The sequence below is a fragment of the Ralstonia sp. Ralssp110 genome, from assembly GCF_047325135.1.
In the GTDB taxonomy this organism is placed as follows: domain Bacteria; phylum Pseudomonadota; class Gammaproteobacteria; order Burkholderiales; family Burkholderiaceae; genus Ralstonia; species Ralstonia mojiangensis.
The window spans coordinates 3570776-3594440 of record NZ_CP168610.1; the positions used below are offsets into that span (position 1 = coordinate 3570776).

General features: G+C 61.4%; 26 protein-coding genes. 6 read left to right on the top strand and 20 right to left on the bottom strand.

Annotated elements, in window-relative coordinates; all coding sequences use genetic code 11:
* Window positions 1-9: 9 nt before the first annotated feature.
* Genes kdpB through ACEN9T_RS25685 form a run of 5 tightly spaced genes read right to left on the bottom strand, consistent with a single transcriptional unit; the run spans window position 10 to window position 5099 of the window.
* Window positions 10-2226 (bottom strand): potassium-transporting ATPase subunit KdpB, encoded by a 2217-nt coding sequence (gene kdpB / locus ACEN9T_RS25665; RefSeq protein ID WP_413707472.1) that lies wholly within the window; start codon window positions 2224-2226, stop codon window positions 10-12.
* A gap of 40 nt (window positions 2227-2266) precedes the next feature.
* Window positions 2267-4039 (bottom strand): potassium-transporting ATPase subunit KdpA, encoded by a 1773-nt coding sequence (gene kdpA, locus ACEN9T_RS25670; RefSeq protein WP_413707473.1) that lies wholly within the window; start codon window positions 4037-4039, stop codon window positions 2267-2269.
* A gap of 19 nt (window positions 4040-4058) precedes the next feature.
* Window positions 4059-4148, bottom strand: coding sequence for a K(+)-transporting ATPase subunit F (gene kdpF, locus ACEN9T_RS25675; RefSeq protein WP_004628487.1), 90 nt, complete (start codon window positions 4146-4148; stop codon window positions 4059-4061).
* Window positions 4145-4270: a hypothetical protein gene (locus ACEN9T_RS25680; RefSeq protein ID WP_004628489.1), complete on the bottom strand. Its 126-nt coding sequence runs from the start codon at window positions 4268-4270 to the stop codon at window positions 4145-4147. Before ACEN9T_RS25680 ends, kdpF begins: the two co-directional genes overlap by 4 nt.
* 31 nt (window positions 4271-4301) lie before the next feature.
* A complete protein-coding gene (locus tag ACEN9T_RS25685) occupies window positions 4302-5099 on the bottom strand; it encodes a TorF family putative porin (protein ID WP_413707474.1) in 798 nt (265 codons plus the stop codon).
* Window positions 5100-5460: 361 nt separating this feature from the next.
* Between ACEN9T_RS25685 and ACEN9T_RS25690 the strand changes: the two genes are divergently transcribed.
* Window positions 5461-7836 (top strand): hypothetical protein, encoded by a 2376-nt coding sequence (locus ACEN9T_RS25690; protein WP_413707475.1) that lies wholly within the window; start codon window positions 5461-5463, stop codon window positions 7834-7836.
* Between the two features lie 150 nt (window positions 7837-7986).
* On the opposite strand, the gene ACEN9T_RS25695 is transcribed toward ACEN9T_RS25690, so the two are convergent.
* From ACEN9T_RS25695 to ACEN9T_RS25705, 3 genes are all read right to left on the bottom strand, one after another.
* Window positions 7987-8262, bottom strand: a complete 276-nt coding sequence (locus tag ACEN9T_RS25695; protein ID WP_413707476.1) for a hypothetical protein — start codon at window positions 8260-8262, stop codon at window positions 7987-7989.
* Between the two features lie 47 nt (window positions 8263-8309).
* Window positions 8310-8840: a hypothetical protein gene (locus ACEN9T_RS25700; RefSeq protein WP_413707477.1), complete on the bottom strand. Its 531-nt coding sequence runs from the start codon at window positions 8838-8840 to the stop codon at window positions 8310-8312.
* A gap of 488 nt (window positions 8841-9328) precedes the next feature.
* Window positions 9329-9838, bottom strand: coding sequence for a hypothetical protein (locus ACEN9T_RS25705; protein ID WP_413707478.1), 510 nt, complete (start codon window positions 9836-9838; stop codon window positions 9329-9331).
* Between the two features lie 718 nt (window positions 9839-10556).
* On the opposite strand from ACEN9T_RS25705, the gene ACEN9T_RS25710 reads away from it, so the two are divergent.
* Entirely contained in the window at window positions 10557-10931 is a 375-nt protein-coding gene (locus tag ACEN9T_RS25710) for a hypothetical protein (protein ID WP_413707479.1), read from the top strand.
* A gap of 446 nt (window positions 10932-11377) precedes the next feature.
* Here the strand turns inward: ACEN9T_RS25710 and ACEN9T_RS25715 are convergent, their stop codons facing one another.
* From ACEN9T_RS25715 to ACEN9T_RS25750, 8 genes are all read right to left on the bottom strand, one after another.
* A complete protein-coding gene (locus ACEN9T_RS25715; protein ID WP_413707480.1) occupies window positions 11378-11962 on the bottom strand; it encodes a hypothetical protein in 585 nt (194 codons plus the stop codon).
* 38 nt (window positions 11963-12000) lie between these two features.
* Complete coding sequence (locus tag ACEN9T_RS25720; protein ID WP_354533750.1) at window positions 12001-12264, bottom strand: hypothetical protein; 264 nt, start codon at window positions 12262-12264, stop codon at window positions 12001-12003.
* A 126-nt stretch (window positions 12265-12390) separates the two neighbouring features.
* On the bottom strand, window positions 12391-13299 hold the full coding sequence (locus ACEN9T_RS25725; protein WP_413707481.1) for an alpha/beta fold hydrolase: 909 nt from the start codon (window positions 13297-13299) through the stop codon (window positions 12391-12393).
* Between the two features lie 313 nt (window positions 13300-13612).
* Window positions 13613-14686: an ACR3 family arsenite efflux transporter gene (arsB, locus tag ACEN9T_RS25730; RefSeq protein ID WP_413707482.1), complete on the bottom strand. Its 1074-nt coding sequence runs from the start codon at window positions 14684-14686 to the stop codon at window positions 13613-13615.
* Window positions 14687-14701: 15 nt separating this feature from the next.
* On the bottom strand, window positions 14702-15196 hold the full coding sequence (locus ACEN9T_RS25735; RefSeq protein WP_413707483.1) for an arsenate reductase ArsC: 495 nt from the start codon (window positions 15194-15196) through the stop codon (window positions 14702-14704).
* Window positions 15197-15211: 15 nt separating this feature from the next.
* Entirely contained in the window at window positions 15212-15700 is a 489-nt protein-coding gene (locus ACEN9T_RS25740) for an ArsI/CadI family heavy metal resistance metalloenzyme (protein ID WP_092976830.1), read from the bottom strand.
* A 12-nt stretch (window positions 15701-15712) separates the two neighbouring features.
* Window positions 15713-16036, bottom strand: a complete 324-nt coding sequence (locus tag ACEN9T_RS25745) for an ArsR/SmtB family transcription factor (RefSeq protein ID WP_045205251.1) — start codon at window positions 16034-16036, stop codon at window positions 15713-15715.
* 465 nt (window positions 16037-16501) lie between these two features.
* Entirely contained in the window at window positions 16502-16960 is a 459-nt protein-coding gene (locus ACEN9T_RS25750; RefSeq protein ID WP_413707484.1) for a lysozyme inhibitor LprI family protein, read from the bottom strand.
* Between the two features lie 170 nt (window positions 16961-17130).
* Here ACEN9T_RS25750 and ACEN9T_RS25755 point away from each other — a divergent pair, with 170 nt between their 5' ends.
* The 4 genes from ACEN9T_RS25755 (at window position 17131) to ACEN9T_RS25770 (ending at window position 19844) form a co-directional block, all read left to right on the top strand.
* Window positions 17131-18123, top strand: coding sequence for a lysozyme inhibitor LprI family protein (locus ACEN9T_RS25755; RefSeq protein ID WP_413707485.1), 993 nt, complete (start codon window positions 17131-17133; stop codon window positions 18121-18123).
* Between the two features lie 27 nt (window positions 18124-18150).
* Window positions 18151-18975: a hypothetical protein gene (locus ACEN9T_RS25760; protein ID WP_413707486.1), complete on the top strand. Its 825-nt coding sequence runs from the start codon at window positions 18151-18153 to the stop codon at window positions 18973-18975.
* A gap of 175 nt (window positions 18976-19150) precedes the next feature.
* Window positions 19151-19456, top strand: a complete 306-nt coding sequence (locus ACEN9T_RS25765) for a panthothenate synthetase (protein ID WP_413707487.1) — start codon at window positions 19151-19153, stop codon at window positions 19454-19456.
* 145 nt (window positions 19457-19601) lie between these two features.
* Window positions 19602-19844 carry a hypothetical protein gene (locus ACEN9T_RS25770; RefSeq protein WP_024977175.1) on the top strand — a complete coding sequence of 81 codons (243 nt, stop codon included), beginning with the start codon at window positions 19602-19604 and terminating at the stop codon, window positions 19842-19844.
* Between the two features lie 74 nt (window positions 19845-19918).
* Here the strand turns inward: ACEN9T_RS25770 and ACEN9T_RS25775 are convergent, their stop codons facing one another.
* From ACEN9T_RS25775 to ACEN9T_RS25790, 4 genes are all read right to left on the bottom strand, one after another.
* Window positions 19919-20068 (bottom strand): hypothetical protein, encoded by a 150-nt coding sequence (locus ACEN9T_RS25775; RefSeq protein ID WP_037031851.1) that lies wholly within the window; start codon window positions 20066-20068, stop codon window positions 19919-19921.
* Window positions 20069-20108: 40 nt separating this feature from the next.
* Window positions 20109-21284, bottom strand: coding sequence for a DUF4382 domain-containing protein (locus tag ACEN9T_RS25780; protein ID WP_413707488.1), 1176 nt, complete (start codon window positions 21282-21284; stop codon window positions 20109-20111).
* 178 nt (window positions 21285-21462) lie between these two features.
* Window positions 21463-22635, bottom strand: coding sequence for a chromate transporter (locus ACEN9T_RS25785; RefSeq protein ID WP_092976846.1), 1173 nt, complete (start codon window positions 22633-22635; stop codon window positions 21463-21465).
* A gap of 26 nt (window positions 22636-22661) precedes the next feature.
* Entirely contained in the window at window positions 22662-23624 is a 963-nt protein-coding gene (locus tag ACEN9T_RS25790) for a chromate resistance protein ChrB domain-containing protein (RefSeq protein ID WP_413708512.1), read from the bottom strand.
* Between the last annotated feature and the right edge of the window lie 41 nt (window positions 23625-23665).

Sequence of the window (23665 nt, forward strand, 5' to 3'; positions counted from 1 at the left end):
ACTCCTTCCTTAAACCCAGCCCATTGCGGCCAGGAACATGTCGATGATCTTGATGCCCGGGAAGGGCAGCAGCAGGCCGCCCAGGCCGTAGACCAAGAGGTTCCGGCGCAGCAGCGCAGCCGCCCCCAGCGCGCGGTACTTCACGCCCTTGAGCGCCAGCGGAATCAGGAACACGATGATCAGCGCGTTGAAAATCACTGCGCTCATCACGGCCGATGCGGGCGTTGCCAGGTGCATCACGTTCAGCGCGGCAAGCTGCGGATACGTGGTCGCAAACGCGGCCGGGATGATGGCGAAGTACTTCGCCACGTCATTGGCGATCGAGAACGTGGTGAGCGAGCCGCGCGTCATCAGCATCTGCTTGCCGATCTCGACAATCTGGATCAGCTTGGTCGGGCTGGAATCCAGGTCGACCATGTTGCCGGCCTCCTTGGCGGCCTGCGTGCCGCTGTTCATGGCGACGGCCACGTCGGCCTGCGCCAGCGCGGGGGCATCGTTGGTGCCATCACCGGTCATGGCAACGAGGCGGCCCTGCGCCTGCTGTTCGCGGATGAGTGCCAGCTTGGTCTCCGGCGTGGCTTCGGCAATGAAGTCGTCAACGCCCGCTTCTGCGGCGATGGAGGCGGCGGTCAGGCGGTTGTCGCCGGTGATCATCACCGTCTTGATGCCCATCTGGCGCAGCTCGGCAAAGCGCTCGCGGATGCCGGCCTTCACGATGTCTTTCAGCTCCACCACGCCGAGCACGCGGTCGTTGTCGGACACCACCAGCGGCGTACCGCCCGCGCGTGCCACGTCATCCACAGCCGTCGACACGGCATCGGGAAACTTGCCGGCCAGCAGCGTCACATGCGTGCGAATCGCATCGGCCGCGCCCTTGCGGATCTGACGGGCGTCGCCTGCATACGAGACGTTGATGCCGCTCATGCGTGTTTGCGCAGAGAACGCAACGTACACGGGCTGCGTCTTCGCCAACGCGGCTTCATCGATGGACGCCTCGCCCAGGTTGCGTGCGAGCGTGACAATGCTGCGGCCTTCCGGCGTTTCATCGGCCAGCGACGACAGCCATGCTGCCTCGGCCAACTGCTTGGCCGTTACGCCCGGTGCAGGAATGAAGCGCGAAGCCTGACGGTTGCCGTGCGTGATCGTGCCGGTCTTGTCGAGCAGCAGCACATCCACATCACCAGCCGCCTCCACGGCGCGGCCGGAGGTGGCGATCACGTTGGCCTGCATCATGCGGCTCATGCCGGCCACACCAATCGCAGACAGCAACCCGCCGATGGTGGTCGGGATCAGACACACCAGCAGCGCCACGAGCACGGTAATCGTGATGGGCGAACCCGCTTTCATCGCGTCCACCGAGAAGATCGAGTACGGCAGCAGCGTGACGGTCGCCAGCATCAGGATGATGGTCAGGCTCACCAGCAGGATCGTCAGGGCCAACTCGTTGGGCGTCTTCTGGCGCTTGGCGCCTTCGACCATCGAGATCATGCGATCAAGGAAGCTCTCGCCGGGGTTGGCGGTGATGCGCACAATGATCCAGTCCGACAGCACGCGCGTGCCGCCCGTCACGGACGAGAAATCCCCGCCCGACTCGCGGATGACCGGAGCCGATTCGCCCGTGATGGCGCTTTCGTCCACCGAGGCCACGCCTTCGATCACCTCGCCGTCGCCGGGCACCATGTCGCCAGCTTCGATCAGCACGATGTCGCCACGGCGCAGCGCGGTGGCGGCGCGTGCTTCCACACGGTCACGGCGGCCTGCATCCGCGAGCACCTTGGCCTGCACCGTGGTCTTGATGCCGCGCAGCGACGCGGCCTGCTGCTTGCTGCGGCCCTCGGCCAGCGCCTCGGCAAAGTTGGCAAACAGCACCGTGAACCACAACCACACTGATACAGCGAGGATGAAGCCCGCCGGCGCTTCCGCCTGGCCGCGCAGCGCCATCACCCACAGGATGGTGGTGAGGATGCTGCCGACGTAGACGACAAACATCACCGGGTTCTTGGCCTGCGCGCGCGGCGACAGCTTGCGGAAGCTGTCGACAATGGCGGGCTTGACCAGCGCCGACGAGAACATCGACAGCTTGCGCACATCCTTGGCAGATAGCGTGGTGTGCATGCTGCGCGCCTGCGGCTCTGCGGCGGCGGAGTTGGCGGCACCGGCGCTGGGCTCAAGCTTGTGCTTGACCGTACGCACAGCCGGTTCGGATTCGGGATAACGGATAGCCATAAGGCACCTGTTGATATGGGGTAGACGACTCGCCGTGCGCTTAGCGGGCGAGATGCTCTGCGATGGGGCCGAGTGCAAGGGCCGGGATGTACGTGAGCGCGCCCACCAGCAGCACCGAGCCGATCAGCAGCACCACAAACAGCGGCCCATGCGTGGGCAGCGTGCCGGCCGTCACGGGCAGGCGCTTCTTGGCGGCAAACGTGCCTGCCATCGCCAGCACCGGCACGATGATCCAGAAGCGGCCCAGCCACATCGCAATGCCCAGCGCGATGTTGTAGAACGGCGTGTTGGCAGACAGGCCCGCGAACGCGCTGCCGTTGTTGTTGGCCGCCGATGAGAAGGCGTACAGCACTTCAGAGAAGCCGTGCGTGCCGGGGTTGAAGATGCCGGCCTTGCCCTGCGTGACCACCACGGCGATAGCCGTGCCCACCAGCACCAGCAGCGGCGTGACGAGGATGGCGATGGAGGTCATCTTCATCTCGAACACCTCGATCTTCTTGCCGAGGTATTCCGGCGTGCGGCCGATCATCAAACCGGCAATGAACACAGCCAGGATGGCGTACACCAGCATGCCGTACAGGCCCGAGCCCACACCGCCAAACACCACTTCGCCCAGCTGCATCAGGAACATCGGCACGAAGCCGCCCAGCGCGGTCAGCGAGTCATGCATGGCATTGACTGCACCGCACGACGCCGCCGTGGTGATCGTGGCAAACAGCGACGAAGCCACGATGCCAAAGCGCGTTTCCTTGCCTTCCATGTTGCCCACGGCCTGATCGATGCCGAGGTTGGCGAGCATCGGGTTGGCATGCAGTTCAGCCCATGCAAGGAACGTCGCCAGCGCCACGAACAGCACCGTCATCGCGGCCAGCACCGCCCAGCCCTGGCGACCGTCACCCACCATGCCGCCAAACGTAAAGCACAGCGCCGCGGGGATGATGAAGATCGCCAGCATCTGCACGAAGTTGGTCAGCGCGTTGGGGTTCTCGTAGGGGTGTGCGGAGTTGGCGTTGAAGAAGCCGCCGCCGTTGGTACCGATCATCTTGATCGCCTCTTGCGACGCCACCGGGCCCATCGGCAGGGTCTGCGTTTGCGTGGTGGCTTTCTCGGTGACGGGGTTGCCTTGTGCGTCCTTGAGCGGCTGGCCGCTGGCGTCCATCTTCGGGTTGTCGTACGTGGTGGCGGTGACGGTGGTCACCTCCTTGTAGCCATCGAAGTTCTGGATCACGCCCTGGCTCACGAAGAACACCGACACCAGAATCGACAGCGGCAGCAGCACGTAGACCGTGGCACGCGTGAAGTCGACCCAGAAGTTGCCGATGGTGTTGGCCGAGTGGCGTGCAAAGCCGCGGATAAGCGCAATCACCACCGCAATGCCAGTGGCGGCAGACAGGAAGTTCTGCACTGCCAGGCCGAGCATCTGCGTGAGATAGCTCATCGTGCTTTCGCCCGAATAGCCTTGCCAGTTGGTATTGCTCACAAAGCTGATGGCCGTGTTGAACGACGAATCGGGCGTGATCGCGCCAAAGCCCTGCGGGTTCAGCGGCAGCCACTGCTGCGCGCGCTGCAGCGCATACACCGCCAGCGCGCCCAGCACGTTGACGACGATAACGGCCAGCGCATAGCGCTTCCAGCCCATCTCGGCCTGCGGGTTGACGCCGGCCACGCGATAGAACAACCGCTCGACGGGGCCGAGCCAATGGGTGCGCGATGGCTTGTCGCCGAACACGCCGGTCATATACGCGCCCAGCGGTTTGGCCAGAACCAGCAGCACGACCAGATAGATCGCCAGCTGGAGGAGGAACGCATTCATGGTGTGCCTCGCAGTGTTGTTAGAAGCGTTCGGGCCACAGCAGGGCCACGAACAAGTAGACGAGCAGAACCACCGTAATGGCCCCGGACAACACATACAGCCATGTCATTGCTGTTTCTCCATTGCGTGCGTGGTGGGTTGGTCTTTGGTGGCAAGCCGGCCGGAGAGGGCGAGCAAGCCGCCCACTGCCAGGGCCAGCACTGCAAGGCCGGCGAGATAAACGAGGTCCATATGCGCTCCCCTTTTCCTTCAGGTCGTGTGGTCAGAACGTCTTGGTCACCGCCAGCAGCGCGGTGGCCTTGCCCATGTAGTTGCCGCGCGTGTTGGTGTAGGCGGCGCGCGCAGCGTTGGTGTCGATGTACGCAAGCGATGCCGTCCAACCGCTGCCGAAGTCTTTCGTCACGCCCACCTTCCAGTCGGCATACGACGTGCGCACCACCTGATGCGGCACCTGCTGGTAGCCCACGTGCAGGTTCAGCGTGAGGCCCCAGAAACCGGTGTCGAAGTTGCCCGACAGATCGAAGTACTGGCTGTGGTGGCTATCCGCAAAACCGAACAGGTTGGAAAACGCGTGCGAGTACTTGAACGAGACCGGCCCGTAGCCGATCTGTGCATAACCCTCGGTGGTGTGCGGGCGGGTGTAGCCGCTTGGGTAGCTGCCCGGGTAGTAGTACTGCAGCACGCCCACATCAATGGGCACGTCCTTCATCAGCTCGGTCTTGTAGCCGCCGTAGAAATCCATCTCGATGGGGGCGGACACGTTGGGGTTGGAATCCCCCAGCCAGCTGATCGACGAGTTCCAGTTGCCCACATAGAAGCCGTTGGGCAGCGCGTAATCCACACCGCCCTGGATGGCGGGCTTGTTGTTGGTCTGCATGAGACCGCGATAGCGGTACTGGCTGGCCAGCGTGACGTTGGCCGTCAACGGGCTGGCAGGTGCTGCGGCGGGTGCCGGCGCAGCGTCAGTGGACTGCGCAAAAGCGGCCGCGCTCGACAGTGCTGCGGCACAGAAGACAACGCCACCGATGACGGTGGCGTGCAAAGAAACCTTGGCTTGCATGGACCTTTCCCTTGTTGTTTTGGGTGCCGCACGGCCCGGCGCAGGTGCGCGTCAACTGGGGCCGGATGCGGCGTGCAGGCAGGCTCCCGTCACAGGGCCTGCGCGCAGTGCAACAGTAGGGAAAGGGGGGTAAAAACGGGGTAAAGGTTGGGGGGGAGGGGTGTAAACGGGGTGTAAAAATGAATACACCGTTGGGGTGGGGCAGTACAACTCGAGCGGGACGCTAAACACCAGGGGTAATCTAGTTGACACCGCCACCTAATCACAAAGATTTAGGTCGACATTCTCAGTGACCATTTCTGATACCGTCACGTATTAACAGCACGCTCATCAGAAAATGCGCAGCACAGGGGAGTCATACGTGGAAACTGTTCGCGTCAGCATAGTCTATCGACCACTTCGAATCTGCTGGGCTATCAAGGCCGGGGATTTTCAAGCATTCCGAGAAGCAATTCGAATTAATCATGCTCTGTGGGGTGGGCGCTTCAATCCTATTGTTGTAGTTGACCATGTTGAAGAGGCCTTAGCGATTGTCGAGGCATTCCGTCCTGACATGATCAGGCCCGTTGGAACTAGCGAGGAGGTTCAGGCCTTTGCCAGTCGCTTCAAGTACCTTATGTCTCCATTTATTCCCGACAGTTTATTTTTCGGCGAAGATCGAGATGCTCAGGTACAAGCACTGGATATCCAAAATGCCATCTCAAGTCGATTCGAAACTCCGGAGTGGAGCCACGTTAAGCAGGCGGGGGCGTGCATCTATCGATGGGAGGATACGGACCCGCTTGCTGATATCTTTTTGATGCACTTCGGGGCCTACCCAAGGACGGAAGATGTCGGTATCGACTATGAATCAATGTTCAAGGAGTCGCTTGATGCTACCGAAGTAGCGGTAAGCACCGGTAACACCGTCCTGTGCGAGGGGCTAGAACACCCCACCATCGCGTATCTGTCGCGCCATGGCCTAAAGGCACACTACAGCATGCGGACACAGTGGAGCTGGCCTGGTTTCTTTATCGGTAGAGCCGCGGATCTCGACGATCTTGTGACCTTTTGGAACTTGCGCGCGTGTGATGTCAGTGCGCTATTTGTAGATCGCGATCATGTCGATCGATACACCGAGGATATTCCTCGATGGAAAAAGAATGTTAGCGAGCTGACATCTGGTCGACGTTTTCCAGATGAGCATAGCTATGCGATCTGGTGGCGCAGCCGAGATGATGCTGGACATGATCGGTTAGAAGAGTTACGAGCATTGATTGGCACAGAACCTTGCATCGCTTGCTCTATTGATCGACATAGATGGGGAGGTAATGCTCTTGTTGCACCTCTAATGCACCTAGGCGAAAGTGCCTCACTTGGGGTGCTCAATGATGATGGGAAAAAGCCAAAGCTGTCTTTTGGATTGAGCAATCGGCCTTATGCGACGGACGCCTGGCTTTTTTCTCAACTCCTTGTTGCATCGGTGAGCTTTATAGGAGGGCTACATGGGCACGATGGCCACACCTTCGACCTCCCATATATTCCTGAACTGAATGAGTTCTTTGCAAGAGCCATACACCTACACTATAGCCACCTGCGAGTGGAATCAGGCCGCATTGGAATAGTCATTAGGTCAAGCGACACTGATACCTTTGTTTATGCCCTATCAACGTCAGAATTGTTCAAGCGAGTTTTCGAACTCGCAGGCTTCGACGCCAGCGTTAGCTCAAGCGGGCTCATCGCACGTCAGTTGATCGCGCAACTGGGAGGGCTCCAAGGCGCCCGGGTCTTCAAGATCCCCGGTGCACGCAGACTCCTCAAAATGCACGGCCCCCTCGCGTCCTTCATGAGGAAGGGCGCTCTTCAGCTTATCGGCGGTCGTGATCCCGACAATCCCGAGGCAACGTTTAGCGATCACCAGGACCTGTTTTTAGAACCAAGAGCTCCCGGGGAGAAGCTGACGCCCTCACTTGTCTTCTCATATCTCGTGAATCAAGGGCTCTTCCGGATGGGCGCAGATCTGCTCTGCCCGCGGTGCCAATTGCGTAGTTGGTTCCCGGTCGACGATCTACGGCAAAGCGTCCCCTGTCAAATGTGCGGAGAAACCTTTCCCTCCACGGTCCAACTGATGGAAGGTGACTGGTCTTACCGCCGGTCCGGTCTGCTAGGAACTGAACGGAATGCCCAAGGAGCCGTACCGGTTGTCCTCACTCTTCAGCAATTGGACGCAAACATTGATCGACTACCAGGGCGCAGTTCGTACTCTGTCTCGCTCGATCTCAAGCCAAAGAACGGGCAGTTGAGAAATCCGTGCGAGGTCGATTTCGCGTGGATCGTACCGCGTGAATATCCTGAGCGCACGACAGTGATCATTGGCGAATGCAAGGATCGAGGGTATGCGACCGATCCCGATGGCGACGGGGGGACTATCAACAGAGCGGATATCGAGAACCTTCGCGCAGTCGCGGACGCCTTCCCGAAAGACCGATTCGAAGTCTTCATTCTGCTAGCCAAGCTCTGTCCGTTTACTCCTAATGAGACCGAACTCGCCAAAACGCTAAATGGGCAGTATCAATGCCGCGTCATCATGCTGACAGATAGAGAGCTAGAGCCCTATCACCTCTACGAGCGAACGAAGAAGTTCTTTGCAGTGAAGTCATATGGCTCGTCGGCGGCAGATCTCGCGCGTACGACAGTTGACGTATTTTTGAATCCAAAGCCCCTCGATCTAGGCACGACGGAATCAGAAAGGGAGTAATGGATCGAACACGAAACGCCCCAGAACATAAGTACAAGGCAAGCAAGATCGTACGAGAGTGGGTTTCCAGTTGGACGCGTCGCCAGCACGCGCCGGACGGCAGCGAATGTCGGAAAGGTCCCGGATGGACAGTGATGTGGGGGTATTCGCCTACAAAGGAAGCTCGTCGCCCCTAGGAGAGAGAAGGTTAGGGCAAGCAAGATCGCGATCATCGCGGCATGAAGCGCCAGCAATTGGTTCCGGAACCTTCTCGCCATTCGCTTCCATGTCGCACACCGCTTCGGCAACAACCTTACGAATACCGGCAAGCGCACCTTCCGTCGTGGCGGCGAGCCACGAGAGCGATGGAAATTCTGCGCAGAGGCCAACATGTTCCCCATCTTCAGAGGACCACGTCGTTCGGTAAGTGAAATGGTCTCGGGTCATGACGTCGCTCCTGAATCAAAAAGAGCCGCGCGAAGCGGCTCCCTTTGTCAGTTACCTGGCGATGAATAAGGCAGCATGTCATCGACCTTGATGATCTTCCAACCGTCACGTCGCTTCGTGAAAAACACGAGAACGGTGACCTCGCTACGCGAGCCAAAAATCACAGGCACGACAACAGCATCGCCGAACGTGAGCGGCTTACCTAGCCTGATATGCGCGAGCCAATCACGTTCGTCGTAATCCTGCACCTTCATGAAGTAGTCCACACCGCCAGGAAGTTGGCCTAGCGTGTAGTCTCTTCGCAGGCTCTCAATCGTGGATGCATCAACGTAGCGACCGATCTCACGATCTAGAAGGGGAAATACTTGGTTCACCTGCTTGTTGATGTACCAGACATAGAACTGTTTCGCTTGCAGACCAGGAGATGTCGCAGCGTCGGCATAGGGAGCGCACGAGAATGCCATCAGAAAAGTGGCAAACCAAATTGAGAGTGCTTTTCTCATACTTGCCTCAATGGTGTCGATATAGCTTGTACGGTGGCTGTTGCGTTCGATACGCTTGCCCGGGATAAAAACCATTGTTCTGAACAAAGTCGGATATCCACTGTGATCCGTCAAACATCGCCATATGGCCGTGAGGGTGCCCGGGGATGGGTTGGATCACGATCACGTCACCCCGACGAGGCGACGAAGCGTCTTCCAGTTCGATAAATCCGGCCTGACGTAACGAGAACCCATAGTCCTTTGCCGATTGTGTTGGCGTCACACTGATTCCGCCTGCTTCAATCGCCTTTCGGACATACTTTGCACAATTCCCACCGCTTTGGCTTTGCGCATGCTGTCGAACATGATTGGCGGCTGCATTACTGTCCCACATAGTTTTCTCGCATTCAGTTCATCGGAAATATCTCTCACAAGATATTTCCGAGAATGCTAGGACTTAAGGCGTAGTTTAAGGATTGAGATTTGTGTCGTATTTATTGGAAGATGTGTTATGCCAATTCAACAGGCTTTCTTCACGTCCGTCTCGTACCAAACCCCTCCGCATCATCCAGCCACGTCTACGATTATTCCGCCCGTCGCACCTCATCCGGCGATCTTTCCCCACTGCTGTCGGGCTCGTCGTCTTTTCGCTTTGCTCCACGACTAAACCGCACCGCCAGCGCCTTCCGCGCCGCATCCAACCCTTCGCCTTGGCCCGCCACCTTGAGGAACGCATAGCCCTCCAACGTGGCGCTCATCACATCGCTGCCCAGCGCCAAGTGCGAATCCGCCATGCGTTCGTGAATGCGTGCCACGCGCATGAGGCGACTGCGTAGCTGATCGAAGCCCGCGAGATCGCGACGCAGTTCGGCGAGGTCGAAATTGCCGGGCAGCACGTTGGGGTTGTTGTTCAGCACCTCCACGGCCTTGCGCGCGAAGGCTTCGGACTTGTCGCCCATCTTCACCAGCGTTCTGCGCTGAACCGGGGTGAGGTCGATCAGGCTGGCAAGCCGGTCTTCCAGTGTCTTCAGCGCGCCGTCCACAGCGGCCAGATCGGCCGAGGTGAGCTGATACGAAATCAAGTTCTGCGGCATTTCACTCCTCGTAAATCAATTGGCTGTGCCGTGCCATCAAGGGCACGAGGGCGGGAGATTGGCCGCTGCGGCGCTGGTCCGCAATGCCAGGAGGGGGTTTTGGGCGAAGAATCAGAATGATCTGATGCGGCCTTCACAACTCGACACATCGAGAGGGTTTCTCGACTGCCCGAGCTCGAAGCTCGGCGCGTGAGGCTTTTTGCTCGGCTGCCCGAGCTCGGAGCTCGACGCGTGAGGCTTTTTGCTCGGCCGTCCGAGCTCCGAGCTCGACGTGTGAGGTTTTTTGCTCGGCTGCCCGAGCTCCGAGCTCGACGTGTGGGGCTTTTTGCTCGGCTGCCCGAGCTCGGAGCTCGACGTGTGAGGCTTTTTGCTCGGCTGCCCGAGCTCCGAGCTCGGCGTGTGGGGCTTTTTGCTCGACGGCCAGAGCTTAGAGGTCGACGTACGAAAATCAGAATCCGGTGCGTACCCCCCATCGCTATAATTCCCCCGCTGCCGCACCAACGGCAGCACGGGTTTAGCGATCCGTAACTCTCCGAAGAGGCCGCCGTCACACGCGGCAGGCCTCGGCACACTCGCGCGCTTTCTATGGCGGGCCGGGTGGGGAGACCTTCGGGTCTACCGGTTTTCTCGGAGAGCCGGATCGCTAACCCCATCGTCGGGCCCGCCTCCCTCGTTTAGCGACGAAAGTCGGGCCTTTCACCATCTCCGAGAGGTCCTTATGTCTAGCAGTGAACAGACGGCGCGGAGAATCGCGTCGTATCCATCCCCACCAACAGCACCACCTTGTCCGACGCCCACGTCCTCCGACACAGGCAGGCTCACCAAAAACCGCACCTACCTGAACGGCGCCATCGCAGCGCAGGCGTATCTCAAGCGGACTCGCACCGCCATGTGCACACACGGCCAGTGCCGGCCGGGCATGCTGCGTGAGCAGCTTCAACACCTCTCTGCACACGCATTCCCGCCAGCGTTCATCAAAGGCTTTGTGGATGCGATTGATGCTTACGTATCGATGTCGCTCGGGGGACGCGAAGTCGATCCGCAAACGTGGGACGTGTTAGCCGCCGTAGAGCGGCGGGGCTACGGCCAATAACAATGGATTGATGCATTCCCGTGACGGGCGGGAATGCCATGGCCATGTCGTCGCTTCCCTCACCACCATGGCCAAGACCACCCCATCACTCAACGTGTTCTTCAAACTCGTTGAGCCGCCTCATGACTGTTGGGTTGGCCTTATACCGCCGCTTCAACGCCGCAAGGCGCTTGTCAGTGCCAGCGCAGTAGATGTCCCAGCTGTCGATCAGGAATTCTCTTCGCTCTACCTGCTCCGGGCTGTCGCCCTCGGCTGGTTCTCCACGAAAGTGGTCACAGATTTTCCGTTCCTCAATGAACGCTCTGACTTCCGAAGGGAGGCGCGGGGGTGTAAGCGCGCTTGCGTGCGAACACGCGGTCAGGAGGACGAGGCAACCAGCCAACTTCAATGTGATGTTCATGTGGGCACAGATGGGTTGAACAGGGGTTGCGGCGATCCGCGCGCCTTCAATGCACCATCCGCCGGAGTGCACTCAACCCAACGATCGCGAACAAAAGCAGGAAGGCACCTAGAAAGCCTGTCAGTAATCCACCAACCATGGCGCGATTGCGGAACCACGTCGGGCCGAAGGCTCGCGTCGCCAAGTTGGCTTCGACCTGGCTGCGTCCTTGCGCGATATCGCCAAGGTGTCTGGCGGCGGTTTCAAGGTTGGACAAGAAGCGCTCACCGCCTGTGGAATCTCCGTCGATCGTCCCGGCCCAGGTGTTCACGCGGGCGTGCAGGGACGCATCGCACCATTCGACGGCGAACGCGTAGCGTGTCAAAAGGACATTCAGCGCAGCGCATAGGTCACTGTCTGCGGCAACCGCGTGAGCAACGTTGGGCGCTTGTTTGCCATACGCAAAAAGGCCGGGGCGGATCTCAGCTTTCGGAAGCCATGACAGCGGGTTCACGAAGCGCATCTTCTCCTTTGCATAGAACCCGACGTCGACAGGCTTGGCGCAATCGACAGAAATCGTCGCGACTTCAAGTGCTTGCAAGCGCGCAATCGAAACATTGCGCTTCCGGGCCATTTCATAAACGGAGTCCATGGTGTGCGGTGTTTGGAGGGGAATCTATTTGCAAACCCTCAAACCTTCCCCACCGGCTTCAACTCCCACATCGGCAGGTAATTCATGATCGGCCGTTCAAACGTGCCGCCCTTGTCGAGAAAGGGCTTGGCCGAATCCAGCATCGGCCGAAACGTATCCAGTTGCTTGGCCGCATCGAGGTCGGTCCACAGGCTCACATTCGACAGCGACGATGTCGCCTCGTCCTCGCCCACATAAAACGCGACCAGCCCGCGCATCGCTTCGATACCCGGCCGGAGCACGGCTTCGAGGTCGTTCATCATCTGCCGCATCTCGGCAAACTTGTCCGGCGGACACCGGAGAATTGAAACTCGGACGACTGGCTGCATTGGAGACTCCTTTCGTTGAGATGCGTGAGACACCAAGGACGAAAATGCAGAAGACCGAGGCTACTGCGCCAGGAATTTAACGATCGCACCCACCGTAGCCTGCGTCTGCTCCTCCATCAACCAATGCCCCGCATCCGGAATCACCAGCTCTTGCACGTTGGAGGCGGCGTTGCGCATGACGATGGCCTCGTTCTCGCCGAAGGACTTTGCGCCGCCGATGGCGAGCACCGGCATGGGCAGCTTGGTGGCGATGGCTTTCTGGTTGTCCTCCGCGTCTTGCGGGATCGACAGGAACTGCGCAAACGCTGAATGCATGGCGCCCGCCTTGGCGTAGAGGCGGGCGTAGTGGACGCGCGTGGCTTCGTCGATCTTGGAAGGGTCGCCGGCAAACTCATTCCAGAAGCGGTCGAGGTAAATGCGCTCGCGGCCTTTGACGAGCCGCTCGGCATCGGGGCCGCCGAACGAGAAGTGCCAGAGCTTGGGCGAGCGGACGATCTGCTCCCACGGCGGCACACCGGGCACGGGCGCATCCATCACGACCAGCCGCGTGGTCTTGTCCGGATAACGCGCCGCATAGGCAAACGCCACCATGGTGCCGATGTCGTGGCCGACCACATCGGCCTGGTCGATGTTCAGCTTGGTGAGCACCGCGCGAATGTCACCCGCCTGGGTGCGCTTGTCATAGCCGCCTTCGGGGTGCGAAGACAACCCCATGCCGCGCAGATCCGGCACCACCACGGTATGCGTGCGTGCCAGCTCGGCCGCCAGGGGCGCCCACATGTCGCCCGTGTCGCCAAAGCCGTGCAGCAACACCACGGCCGGGCCGCTGCCGCCCACGCGCACAAACAGCGTCGCCCCGTCGGTCTGGATGTTCTGGTGCCGGAAGCCCGGCGGATAGGGCTTTACCTGCGCTTGCGCAAAGGGCGTCATGGCAAGCATGAGCGCGACGGCTGCAAACAGTTTTCGCATGGCTGTTCTCTCCGGGGGGTGCGGCTGGCGGGGGCCGAGGGGACCGGCCCGCTTAGCGGGTCGTTGGGGTACGGGCCGTACGCGCCAGATAACAGCGCGCCACGCAGGCCTCGTAAAGAGTAGTACGCGCCCGGCGCGGCGCAAGCGTGAAGGAGAGGGGGGCGGCGTGCGCTAGCGCCTCAGGCGTTAGGGCTGCTGTGACCGCTCGCCAGACGATTCAATGGGGGAGGGGGGGCCGCTCGCGGCATTGCGAACTTTGGCGGTTCGCCGCGAACGACCAGGAGGGCGCTGAGCTAGATCGAAACGTGTACTGCTAGCTACGGCACTCGTACCAGCCCTTCGTCCGGTTAACAATGCGCACGACCAGCAGCATGACCGGCACTTCGATCAGCACGCCGACGACGGTGGCCAGCGCTGCACCGGAATGGAAACCAAACAGGCTGATCGCCGCCGCAACGGCCAGCTCGAAGAAGTTCGATGCGCCAATCAGGGCGGAGGGGCACGCGATATTGTGTTTCTCGCCAACGGCCCGGTTAAGCCAGTACGCAAGCGCCGAGTTGAAGAACACCTGAATCAGGATCGGTACCGCCAGCAGGGCGATGACCAGCGGCTGTTTCAGGATCGCTTCGCCCTGGAATGCGAACAGCAACACCAGCGTCGCCAACAGTGCAGCGATTGACCACGGGCCGATCTTCGCCATTGCGGCATCGAACGCCGATTGGCCTTTCGCGAGCAGCATCTTGCGCCAGATCTGCGCGAGGATCACAGGGATGACGATGTAGAGGGCGACCGAAGTCAGCAGCGTCGCCCACGGCACCGTGATGGCGGACATGCCCAGCAGCAGACCAACCAATGGCGCGAATGCGATGACCATGATGCTGTCGTTCAACGCGACCTGCGACAGCGTGAACAGCGGATCGCCGCCCGTCAGCCGGCTCCACACGAACACCATCGCTGTGCACGGCGCTGCGGCCAGCAGGATCAGGCCCGCGATGTAGCTGTCGATCTGGTCTGCCGGCAGCATCGGCGCAAACAGGTGGCGGATGAAAAGCCAGCCGAGAAGCGCCATCGAGAACGGCTTGACGAGCCAGTTCACGACAAGCGTGACGCCAATACCTTTGACGTGCTGACGCACCTCATGCAACGCACCAAAGTCCACCTTGACCAGCATCGGGATGATCATCACCCAGATCAACAACCCGACCGGCAGGTTGACCTGTGCGTATTCCATCCGGCCGATCTGCTGGAACAGGCCTGGCAGCACCTGGCCGAGCACGATGCCGGCAACGATGCAGAGCGCCACCCAGACGGTCAGGTAGCGCTCGAAGAAATTGATGGCGGGCTGTGCGGCGGCCTGTGCTGGTGGCGCTACGTTGGATGCAGTCATTGGACAGGCTTCAGATCAGTTTTGCGAAATGCGTTCAAGCGCGGCCTGAAGCTCGGCGTTGCTAAGCGTGTCCAGCGGCAGGGCCAGCAGTTGCAGCATGCGGTAGCCGATGGCCTGGCGTGTCAGCTCAAAGGCCTGGCGCTTGCCTTCGTCACCGCCCGGCGCGTTGGATGGGTCGGCATAGCCCCAATGCACCTTCACGGGACTGCCGGGCCAGTACGGGCAGGTCTCGGCTGCGGCGCTGTCGCACACGGTAATAACGATGCTCATCTGCGGGGCGCCGTCTGCAACAAACTCGTCCCAGCTCTTGCTGCGGTAGCCGGTGGTATCGATGCCTGCGTTGGTGAGGGCTTCGAGTGCAAACGGGTTGAGGCGGCCGCTCGGTGCGCTGCCGGCGCTGTAGGCGCGCACGTCTTTGCCGAGTTGTTTGGCCCAGTGGTTGAGCATGCCTTCGCTCAGCACGCTGCGTGCGGAATTGTGGGTGCAGAGGATGAGGACGTTGGTGGTCATGGGTTCGATTCGCTGTCAGCAGCAGGATGAGCCGCCGTCGGATTTCACTGCGATACCGATCGGCTTACCTTTCGGGGCACGCGGTGCGCAGCAGGCAGAACTTTCCGTCGCGGCTTCTTCCTTCTTGTCTTCGCTGAACACCGGGATGTTGCCCAGCGAATGGAAGTGCTCCCACGCGATGCCCTGCGGGTCGGTAATCCAGTGCTTGTCGCTGCGGGCATAGCAGCAGGTGGTTTCGCCTTCGTCCAATAGGGCCATGTCTGCAGCTTCGGCGCGGGCTTTCAGCTCGGCCAGCTCGGCAGCGTCATCGACTTGGAAGCCAAGATGGTCCACGCCCGCGGCGCTGCCACGCGTCGAGATGGCGAAGTTGATGCGCGGGTCATCCAGCATCCACTTGGCGTAGTCGGTCTCCACACGCGTCGGCTCGGCTGCAAACAGCTTGGAGTAGAAGGCGATGCTCTTGCTCAGGTCGTCAACGTGGACATGGACGTGAAATCGTTTCATGGGGATGCTCCTTCAGCACTTGCAGGCGGTGGCGTTTGGTTCCAGGCAGGCTTCGCCCTGGCAGCAGTTGGCGGTCAGGAAGCCCAGCAGGGCGTTCATGTGGTCATAGGCCGCGCGGTAGATCAGGTTGCGGCCGTCGCGCTCCTGCGTCACCAGGCGCGCGGCTGTCAGTTCCTTGAGGTGGAACGACAGCGTGGCGCCCGGCACGTCGAGCTGTTCGGCAATCGCGCCTGGCGTCAGACCTGTTGGCCCCGCAACCACCAGCATGCGGAACACTTGCAGGCGAATGCCATGGGCCAGCGCGGCGAGGGATCGGATAGCGTCGTTTTCTTCCATATTTCCAATATATTAGAAATATTGGACTGCAGCAAGGCTCCAATCGACGGGCGACGTCGGGGAACAACCGGGGGAGCACTTGACGTTGTTGCCGGGGTGCATCGCCAATGGCCTGCACCTGCATGCCGCTTTGCCCACAACCCAGCCACGGGCTCGATGCCCGACAGAGGGTTTATAGGTTTACTTCTTTATGTATACAGATAGTAGTAGTAGATAACGGTGGATAAGTCCTGTGGATAAGCACCAAAAGCGCTTTTACATCAAAGACTTGTAGAACGGACAACTCATCGGACAGTGTGTGCTGTTGCGTGGATGAGTCCGGGGGATCGTGTCTGACCCTGTCGACCCGGTGGGAAGTTGTTCCCGTGCTGTCTGCCCACTGACCCCGGAGAACCAACACGCTTGTCCCTGGAGTTATTCACAGGGGGAGGGGGAGTTATCCACAGCGGCGTTCTTGCAGCCCGACTAGTGCGGGTAATACTCCAGCTCGGCAATGCGCGCGCGGATTGCCTCCACGTTCAGCCCTTCGATATCGGGGCTCGCCATTGAGCCGCTGTCTGCGCGCCACGGTGCGTTGTCGGCCGTCCGCTGTGCGTTTCGATAGGCCAGCCATGCACGTTGGGCGTTGCGGATGGCTTGGCGGGAGGCGGGGTCCGTCTTGCTCATGACCGCTTGATACAGCGTGTTCATCTGGCGGTCGTACGCCTGGTAGGCGGTGTGCGTGCACTCGGTCATACCGGCCGTCGTGCTGCCTCGCGGGCTTTTCAGGCATTGCTGGAGCGCGTCGTCGACGGGGTCGGCCGCCCATGCGGCCAAGGGCAGCAGCAGCGCCGCAAGTGATAACGCGCGCACGGCGCGGCGCATTGCCTGGTTGGCGGAACGGCGTGTCGGGCGGGGCTGATTGATGTGCATCGGAAGGACCATTGCGTACCTCGTGGTTTTCACAGCCGGGTGGTTGCCATGGTAGGAAAAGTCTTGCCGTGCCGCACGGGGCGCGGGATGAAAGCGGCCATGTGCGGAGAAGGCACACCACACGGGCCAATTCCCCAGCACAATCGCGCACACGCTCATCTCGGCTTTCCAGGATTGATCCAATGACGCCATATCGCGGCAGCGCCGCCATCGCCTTTGCCATCGCTCTGTTGCCCACGGCTGCGCATGCAGCCAGTTTTGATTGCGCCGCCGCGCGCAGCCCCATCGAGCACGCCATCTGCAATGACGCACAGCTCTCCGCCTTGGATAGCCAACTGGCCGATGTGTACCGCGCTGCGTTGAAAAAGCACGGCGCCGACACCGATGCGTTGAAGGCCGAGCAACGCGAATGGCTGAAGCAGCGTGCGCCGTCGGGCCAGATCGACGTGGCAGCGTTGAGGGAGGCGTACCGCACGCGCATTGACGAGGTGAAATCGCAACCCGCGTTTCCCGATCCGGGCGAGCGCGTGGATGGCCCGGTGTTCCCCCTGAAGGCGATCGCCAAGCAGCACGACTTCGTGCTGCGCATGCTCGAAGCGTGCCCGGCGGAAAGCAGCAACGAGGACACCACCTGCGAAGGGCCTGCCCAGTTGGTCATTCATGACAAGGGCCAGCGCGCCGTGCGTCAGGTCATCAACCTGCCGAAGGTGTTTGTCACGCTGCCCAAGGGGAAGAAGGGACCGCTCGTCAACTCGACGCGGCTTTATGACGACCAGGGCGTGATCAACGTTGGCGATTTCAACTTCGACGGCCAGGAAGACTTCGGCATCCAGACCGGCAACGAGGGCAGTTACGGTGGCCCCAGCTATGACGTCTATCTGTTCAATGCGCAGGCGCAGCGCTTTGTGCGCAACAGTGAGATGACGGGGCTCATTCTGGAAACGCTCGGGTTCTTTGAAGTGGATACCAAGAACAAGCGTCTGCGCACGTGGGCGAAGAGCGGTTGCTGCTATCACGAGCACACGACGTACGCCGTCGAACACGATGTACCCGTCGCCGTTGAACGCCGCATTGATGACGCGCAGGGCGGCGGCGACAAGATGAAAGTCACCGTGGAAACGCTCGTCAATGGCAAATGGCGCAGCAAGGTGCATTACGAGCCGATGCCGAAGTGAACACGCTCACCAACAACATCAACAGACATGAAACACGCCCGCCTGACCCCCCTGCTGTGCGCTGCTGGTCTGCTGCTTGCCGCGCAAACTCTCCACGCTGCTGAAGACGCCTGTACCGCCCAGGTGGAAAGTGCAATCAAGCGGGCTTACCCCGCCGCAAAACGTGCAGACCGTGGTTACAAGGTCGGCGACGCGCGCATCCAATTATCGGAGGCGTTCAGCCCGCATGCGGTGGTGTGCCGCACGTGGCCCGCGCACCCGGAACTCACGCTCATGGCCGTGCCGCTCATGCAGCAGGAAGACGCAGACGCGGGCACCAATGAAGGCGACCTTGAATTGTTCGTGCTCGACACCGGCAACGGCAGCATCCGGCAACGTCTGCGCCTGCCAGCGCGTATGTCGGACGATGCGGTGCGCATCCGGTCCGTCACGTTCGATACCGCGCGCTACGTGCTCGCGCCTGGGCAGAGGGCATTCGGGGTGCGCATCGTCAAAGAGGGCGACTCGCGGCCCAATCCGTTCAACGAAACCGATCTATGGCTCTACACCGTCCAGGGCAATCAATTGAAGCCGGTGCTGAACGGCGTTGTCGTGGAGAGCGGCGGCGGTGAATGGGATACCAACTGCGCCGGCGCGTTCGAGCAAACCAAGCGCACGCTGAACATGGCATCGGACACCCACAACGGGTACGCCGATATCGCCGTGTCGGAAACCAAGTCCGCATCCACCAACACGGTCGACAAGGCCGGCGAATGCCAGACGCACGACGTCAAGCCGCAGCGCACAACGTACCGGCTTGCGTATGACGGTAAGCAATACGTTGTGCCGAAGGCGCTGATGCTGTTGGATTGATAGGCAAACGTGGGCGGGATCGCTCCGCCCTCATCCTGGCGTCTACGCCATCTCGCCTAGCCAACGGCTGATAACGCAAACGCGGCGCCCGTCCTATACCTACGGTGTTCGGCCATGCATGACCGTGGCGGCTTTGTCGCGGCGCTTGCCCTGGCCATCACCCAGGAGGCAAATCATGCGCATGCTCGTCAACGTGCGGATTCCGCACGAACCCTTCAACACCTACGTGCGCGACGGTTCCATCGCCGAGCTGATTCCGCGCGTGATGGCCGAGAGCAAGCCCGAGGCCGTGTACTTCACCGAGCAGAACGGCCATCGCGGTGCGGTGCTCATCGTCAACGTGGAATCGGCTTCGCACATTCCCGCACTGGCGGAGCCATGGTTTCTGCTGTTCAACGCAGACTGTGAGTTCCGCATCGTGATGAGTGCGGAGGATCTGCAGAAAGCGGGGTTGGCGGAGATCGGCGCCAAGTGGAAGTGAGGTGACGCCTCGCGGCGCTCATCCCCCGCCCATCCCCTTGTGCGGTGCACCTGCGGTTGCCGTTACGTTTGGTTGCACTCAAATGCACGTTCTCATCTGCGCGTCCCTACAATCGGTGGAACCAAAAACGAGAAGGAGGAAACAGATGACCCGAGCACAATGGATGGTGGCAGCCGCAATGGCCGCGCTGTGCACCGTTTCGCTGTCGGCGCAGGCCAAGGGCGGGAACGCCGGTGGCGGCTCTGCTGCACATATGAGCAGCCACGGCATGTCCAATACCAACGGCCCGGACAGCATGGACCGCGATAAAGGCAAGGCGCGTGCGGCAGACCGTGCGCATCAACATGGCAAATCCACGCAGCACAAGCGCGCGGGCAAGGGCAAGTAAGCGCCGCAACGCAGCAAAGAAAAAGCCGGTCACGCAGACCGGCTTTTTTGTTGCGCGAGCGCTGAGTCAACGGCTCAGCAATTGCCCTTCTTCGCCTGTCCCGGCGGGCAGAAGCCGTTGCCCGGGCCGCCTTGTGGGCGCATGACGGGGCCATCGTCGGGCAGATAGACGCAACCGCCCAGCAGCGATGCGCCCAAAGACAGGATGAGGATGATGTTCTTCATTGTGTTGTGAGGGGGCGGGCTCCGCCCCTTTTTTCCCTGGTTAGAAACTGAAGTTGATGCCGGTCTGGTTGCCGGCCGAAACGTTGACCGGATTGCTCAGCGTGGTGCCCGATGCACTGGTGGCCTGGACCGAATACTGGCCCGCCGATGCCGACACCGCCGACAGCGTAATCGGCAGCGTCGCACTGTACGTGCCGACCAGCGGCGCGGCTGCAGGCAACGCCAGCGAGTACGCGCCGGTATCGAGGTTGGCATTGGCCGAGGTGATCTCGTATGACACCGAGCTCACCGTCTGCAGGGCACGCAGCGTGGCCTGCGCTGATGCAGTGGCCGTGCCGGAGGCGGTATTGGTGGTGGAGGCCGGCAGCGTGATCGGCGCACCGGTGGTGGAAACCGTGGTTGTGGTGCTGGCCGTGACAGGTACGGTGCGGATGATGCCCGTGGCGTGGCCGGTCGGCAGCGCGTTGTCTACGATCACCACGTCATATGCACCATTGGTGCTGCTCTGCACCAGCGGAGACAGGACGAACTTGCCCGTGGAGTCCGCCACCGTGCCGCGGATGACCTGACCGTTCTGCTCGGCATAGACCGTGGCACCGGCCTGTGCGGCGGGCACGTAGCCGGTAATCGAGCCGCTCACGACCGTGGGCGTTGCCGTGACGACAGGCTTGAGGCTGTAGCCGCCATTGCCCTGTTGCACGATGGATTTACAGGCATTGAAATCCAGCACCAGATCGACCAGCGTGTTGGCCTGCACCGTGAAGGGCTGGATGATCTTGTAGCCGCTCTGCGCGGCGCTGGGAGTGGCCAGCGCCTGCTCGGTCGACGAGCCTGTGACCACCACGGAATTGGCCAGCGTGTTGCCCTGATTGGGAGACAGCACCAGGCGCAGTTGTTGATATTGCCCGGCGGGCAGCGGCGCCGTACCGAGATCAGTCAGCACGCCGTTGGTGAGCGAGAGCAGATCGACCTTCTGCGGTGTGGCCAACGCGATGTCGGTCCAGCCGGCGTCGGTGTCGGCGGCCGACGCGCTGGCGTGCACGCGCACCTTGTTGACCGTGACGTAGACGTGATCAAAGCCGCAGGACGGTGCGTCCGTCATCGAGACATGGAGCGTGCCCGTGCCGGCATCTGTACCGCCATCCCCGCCGCCGCATGCAGCGATGAGGAACGGCAGAGGCAATGCAAGCAGGATGTTCCGATAAGTTGTTTTCATGGTTATCTCCTCGGGTGGGGGTGCCCGAAGCATAGTCCTGGCCATGGCAGGCACTTTGGTCGATTTGAAACCAATCGTAACGCCGCAGGGGTGAGTGTGGTCTCACCCATTTGGGTTGCAAACGCTTGCGGTGCGCCGAAGATATTGCGGCGCGCGGCAGGGCACCGCCGATCGTGTGTCAGCGATGCAGCAGCGGATACAGTCCCAAGCCAAGCAACGCTGCCCCCGCCACGATCACCGGCTCGGGCAGCTTCTTGAACTTCACCAGCAGCAACACTGTGGCCACGGCCAAGAGCGCCGTCGGCACATCGACGATCGAGCGCTTGGCCAGGACGATTACCGCGCCGGTAATGGCACCCACGGCTGCTGCTGTTACGCCATCGACAAAGGCCAGGATGGCAGGCAGCTTGCCGTACTTCTTGAAGTACGGCGCCGGCAGAATGGTGAACAGGTAGCACGGCAGAAACGTGCCAAGCGCGGCCACGCACGCGCCGGGCAGGCCCGCCACCAGGTAGCCGATAAAGCCGACGGTGATGACGACCGGGCCGGGCGTGATCATCGCCACGGCCACCGCGTCGACGAACTGCTTTTCGTTGAGCCAGTGGTGCCCCGTGACCACGCCGCCGTAGAGGAACGGCACGATGGCGAGCCCCGAACCGAATACGAACGCCCCCGCCTTGGCGAAGAACGCGCCAAGCTGCGCAAGCAAGGGCCAATCGATCGTGCCGAGCAAACCGCTGGCCGCTGCCACGGGTGTGACGGCAACCGCGTTCATGCGGCCCTGGCGCAGCCACTTGGGCGGCGCGCGCCAGAACCACACCAGCACGCCGGCCGCCAGAAACAGCCACGCCACCTCGGACTCCGTAACGACGGTCACCGCCGCCAGCAACAGGTAGATAGCCCACAGCAGCTTGTCTTTGCCGACGCTCTTGGTGGTGAGCTTGTGCGCGCTGATGGCGATGATGCCGATCACTGCCGCGCCCACGCCATAGAACACCGATTGCATCCACGTCAGCCCGCCAAAGCGCACATAGGCCCAGCCCAGCGCCACCACCATCAGGAACGAGGGCAGCACGAAGGCCATGCCGACCAGCGTGGCGCCGACGATGCGGTAGTGCACGTAGCCGAGGTAGATGGCCAGTTGCGCAGCGAGCGGCCCCGGCGCGAGCTGGGCAAGCGCAAGGCCTTCCTTGTAGTCGGCTTCGGTGATCCAGTGGCGCGCTTCAACGAGGTCGCGGCGCATGTAGCCGGCCAGCGCCACCGGGCCGCCAAAGCCCAGTGCGCCAAGCCGGAGGAAGTACAACACCAGTTGGCGCAGCGTGTAGGCTGGGCGTTCTAGGGCAATGTTCATAAGCTACCTGCGATGGGTGACTGCGATCATGTTTTCCGGCTGCCGGAAAAATGCACATACAACGAATCGAGCACGATGCCGATCTCCGCGAGCAAGGCATCGTCGTCCGCCAGCCGCTTGCGGGCGCCCGCAAGGATGGCTTCGAACCCGCCGGCTTCAGGCGTGGCCGCGCCGCCCACGTCGAGCGCATGCACCATGGCGCCCAGCCGCGCGAGCCCGGCGTCTTCATCGAGCCCAAAGCTGGCGATGAGCACCTCAAACGAAACGCGCTCGCCAACATGCGTGAACGCTGCGCCATCAAAATCGAAGCCGAGCGCATCGGCAGGGCAATCCGCCGGGCTGTCGAGCCACAGGAACCGCGCGTGCGGATCGATGAAGCGCTGGATGAGCCACGCGCTGGCAACGCGGTCCACCCACAAATGCCGGCGTGTTGCCCACAGGCGCCCCTGGTATTGGGTTGGATCACGACGGGGAATGCCGCCAGAAGCAGCGCGCGGCTCGCCCGCCGATTGCGTGGCTTCGGCCGCCGCAGCAAAGTCGCGCCATTGCGCATCGGCGCGCAAGGTCGCTTCGTTAGAGAAGAAATCGATCTTGCGGATGGCCTCGTAGGCGCGGGCATGGCGGCGCAGCAGCCGGTTGCGCTCGGAGGCGGGCAAGTCGGGGAGCGTCTTGCGCGCTTCAGAAAGCTCGGCCAGCCAGTCAGCGTAGTCGGGCGTGCGGTCGAACAGGGCGCGGTAGGCCGCGTCTTCCGCCGCGTCGCTGGCCTGCACGCGCAGTACCCAGGCCTGGCCGTCTTCCTGCAATGTCTCGTCTGCCAGGTCATTGAGCTGCGCCGCGTGTTCGGCGCGCCCAGGCAGCAGGTAGACGCCATCGCGCAAGGCCGCACAGCCGATGGCCTTGATGGCGCGCCAGATACGCATGCGCGCGGTGGCTCGGGCAGTGGGCAGGCTGACGATCAGGAGCAGCCAGGAATCGGGGGAGGCGGTCATGACGGCAGCATAGGCGTGCGTCATATCCGCTGCAATCTTGT